Source organism: Rhodococcus sp. NPDC056960, assembly GCF_042674125.1.
Lineage (GTDB): Bacteria > Actinomycetota > Actinomycetes > Mycobacteriales > Mycobacteriaceae > Rhodococcus_F.
Window position 1 is genome coordinate 1 of the sequence record NZ_JBHURF010000081.1, and the last position, 3,162, is coordinate 3,162.

A 3,162-nucleotide genomic window follows, 5' to 3' on the forward strand; every position below is an offset into this window, starting at 1 on the left:
GCGCGGGAGAGGTCGGCGACCGTCGCGTCGCGCTGGACGTCGACGAACTGGGTGTTCTGCCCGGCGACGTCGGGCACCCGCCACAGCACCAGGGGTGCCACCCCACCGTTGTTCGCCGCCTGGCCATCACCCGAGTCAACCGCCGTCAACGCCACTGCCGGGGTGGTGAAGCCGAGGCCGCGCACAGCGGCGGCAGCAGCGCGCTGCCCGTCGCGCAGACAGCCGTCGAGGTCGAAGATGCCGTTCGCGGAGCCGGTGACGGTGACGCCGTCGAGGTCCTCGCCGGGCACGAACGCGCCGAGGGTTTCGTCGTAGCGGAGTGTGCCGCGGGCCTGGGAGAACAGGTGCACGGCCGGGTTCCAGCCGCCGCTGACGAGCAGGACGTCGCAGGCGAGGGGGATCGCGGTGCCGGTGTCGCCGGTGCGGGTGGTGACGAGGGCGTGGCTGATCCGGCCGTTGCCGCGGGTGCCCGACACCACCGATCCGGTGCGGACCGCGATGCCACGGGCATCGCATTCGGCCTGCCAGGGGGCGGGTGCCTGGTCGCGGGCCTCGACGATCGCGTTGATCCGGACGCCGGCGTCGTGCAGGTCGATCGCGGCCTGGTAGGCGCTGTCGTTGGTGGTGAACACGACGGCCTGCTCGCCGACCTTCACCCCGTAGCGGTGCAGGAAGGTGCGGGCGCCGTGCGCGAGCATGATGCCGGGGCGGTCGTTGTCGGTGAAGACGACGGGACGCTCGTGCGCTCCGGCGGCGACGAGGATGTGCCGGGCGCGGATCCGCCAGACGCGTTGGCGGCTGAGCGCGGCGGGGGCCTGGCCACCGAGATGGTCGGTGCGACGCTGCAGGGCGAGGACGAAGCCGTCGTCGTAGTTGCCGAAGGCGGTGGTGCGCTGCAGGTGCAGCACGTCCGGGTAGGTGGCGAGTTCGGCGACCGCGGCCGCGACCCAGTCCAGAGCCGGGGCGCCGTCGATCAGGTCGGTACTGCCGAGGAGGGCCCCGCCGGCCTCGTTCTGCTCGTCGACGATCACCACCCGCGCACCGGCGCGGGCCGCGGTCAGTGCCGCGGCGAGACCGGCCGGGCCGGCGCCGGCGACCAGGAGGTCGGTGTGGACGTGGGTGGCGTCGTATTTCGCCGAATCGGCGATGGCGGCGAGCCGTCCCTGGCCGGGGATGCCGCGGGCGACGAGACCGTCGAACAGTTCGATGGTGGTGGCGAGCAGCATCGGCTCGGGGAACGGCTCCTCGATCTGGACGAGGCCGCCGGTGTCCTCCGCCCAGGCCGCGGTGATGCCGCGGGGCCGGCCGAGTTTGATGCTGGTGGTGATCTGGTGGACGCCGTGGGCGAGCAGCGCCGAGCCGAGGGTGTCGCCGGCGTGGCCGGTCAACTCCCGGCCGTCGAAGGTGAAGGTGTAGGAGGTGTCGCGGTCGATGCGACCGCCGCGGCGGGTGCGGAAGGGTGCGTTCACGATATCGTCGGCTTCTGCTCGTCCAAGCGGTAGACGCTGTGGAATCGGTAGGTGGCGGTGTCGCGGACGGCGTTGAACCAGCGCCGGCAGCCGGCGGCGTGGTTCCACCGTTCCGCGAAGAGTCCCTTCGGGTTCGCGCGGAAGAACACGTAGTGCGCCCACTGTTCGTCGGTCAACGCTGCGGGGTCGTCCGGGTACACGACGTGGGCTTGCCCGCCGTAGTGGAACTCGGTTTCCTCGCGGGACCCGCACCACGGGCATTCGATGAGTTGCATGGGTGTGTGCTCCTTCCGCTCAGTGGGCGACGGCTGCGGCGCCGTGCTCGTCGACGAGGGCGCCGGTGACGAACCGGTCGAGGCTGAACGGCGCGATGAACTCGTGCGGTTCGTCGTTGGCGATGGTGTCCGCCAGACACCAGCCCAACCCCGGGGTGGCCTTGAACCCGCCGGTGCCCCAACCACAGTTGAGGTACACGTTGTCGTAGGGGGTGCGGCCGACGATCGGGGAGGCGTCGGGGCAGACGTCGACGATGCCGCCCCAGGTGCGCAGCAGATGCGCGCGGGCGAAGACGGGGAACAGTTCGACCGCCGCCGCCATCTGCCGTTCGATGATGTGGAACGCGCCGCGCTGGCCGTATCCGTTGTAGGAGTCGACGCCGGCGCCCATCACCAGTTCACCCTTGTGCGCCTGCGAGACGTACACGTGGATGGCGTTGGACATCACGATCGTCGGGTGCACCGGCTCGAGCAGTTCGGAGACCAGGGCTTGGAGGGGGTGGGACTGCACGGGGGTGGCGATGCCGAGCATGTCGGTGAGCGTCGAGGTGTGCCCGGCCGCGCACAGCGCGACCTGCCCGGCGGCGATGTCGCCGCGGGTGGTGCGCACCCCGGTCACGCGGTTGCCGTCGGTGACGAAGCCGGTGACCTCGCAGTTCTGGATGATGTCGATGCCGGCCTCGTCGGCGCGGCGGGCGAATCCCCAGGCCACGTAGTCGTGCTTGGCGATGCCGGCCCGCGGCTGGTACGTCGCACCCATCACCGGGTACCGGATGTCGGAGGAGATGTTCACCAGCGGGCACAGCTTCTTGACCTCGTCGGGCCCGACCCACTCGGCGTCGATGCCGTTGAGCTTGTTGGCCTCGACGCGGCGGACGCTGTCGCGGACATCTTGGAGGCTGTGCGCGAGGTTGAGGACGCCGCGCTGGCTGAACAGGATCGGGTAGTCGAGATCCTCCTCGAGGCCCTCCCACAGCTTCAAAGCGTGCTCGTAGATCTTCGCGCTCTCGTCCCACAGGTAGTTCGACCGGATCAGGGTGGTGTTGCGGGCCATGTTGCCGCCCGCGAGCCAGCCCTTCTCCAGCACCGCGACGTTGGTGATGCCGTGGTTCTTCGCCAGGTAATGGGCGGTGGCCAGGCCGTGCCCGCCGCCGCCGACGATCACCACGTCGTACGACTTCTTCGGCTCCGGGTTACGCCACAGGAAGTCCGGGTGGTCGGGCAGGTGCGCGCCGGGTGGCTGGGTGGCACTCATCAGTTCGCCTCCGTGAGGTCGGGGTTCAGCGTGAACTGGACGGCAACTGTGAGCGCGGTCATCAGTTCGCCTCCGTGAGGTCGGGGTAGAGCGGGAAGCTCAGGGCGAGGGCGTCGACGCGGGCGCGCAGGTCGTCGAGACCGGCCTCGTCGGTGGACGGCCG

The 3,162-nt window shown here is 70.5% G+C and carries 3 protein-coding genes; all 3 read right to left on the minus strand.

Annotated features, from left to right (window positions below; all coding sequences use genetic code 11):
- A partial coding sequence (locus ACFTWF_RS44935; RefSeq protein WP_378467516.1) for a (2Fe-2S)-binding protein occupies window positions 1–1,469 on the minus strand: 1,469 nt, incomplete at its 3' end.
- Window positions 1,466–1,744: a sarcosine oxidase subunit delta gene (locus ACFTWF_RS44940; protein ID WP_378467517.1), complete on the minus strand. Its 279-nt coding sequence runs from the start codon at window positions 1,742–1,744 to the stop codon at window positions 1,466–1,468. The genes ACFTWF_RS44940 and ACFTWF_RS44935, both read right to left, overlap by 4 nt.
- A gap of 19 nt (window positions 1,745–1,763) precedes the next feature.
- Window positions 1,764–2,999: a sarcosine oxidase subunit beta family protein gene (locus ACFTWF_RS44945; protein WP_378467518.1), complete on the minus strand. Its 1,236-nt coding sequence runs from the start codon at window positions 2,997–2,999 to the stop codon at window positions 1,764–1,766.
- Window positions 3,000–3,162 lie beyond the last annotated feature (163 nt).

Coding starts and splice junctions, on each gene's coding strand:
- ACFTWF_RS44940 (WP_378467517.1), bottom strand. CDS start 1,744: ATGCAACTCATCGAATGCCCGTGGTGCGGGTCCCGCGAGGAAACCGAG.
- ACFTWF_RS44945 (WP_378467518.1), bottom strand. CDS start 2,999: ATGAGTGCCACCCAGCCACCCGGCGCGCACCTGCCCGACCACCCGGAC.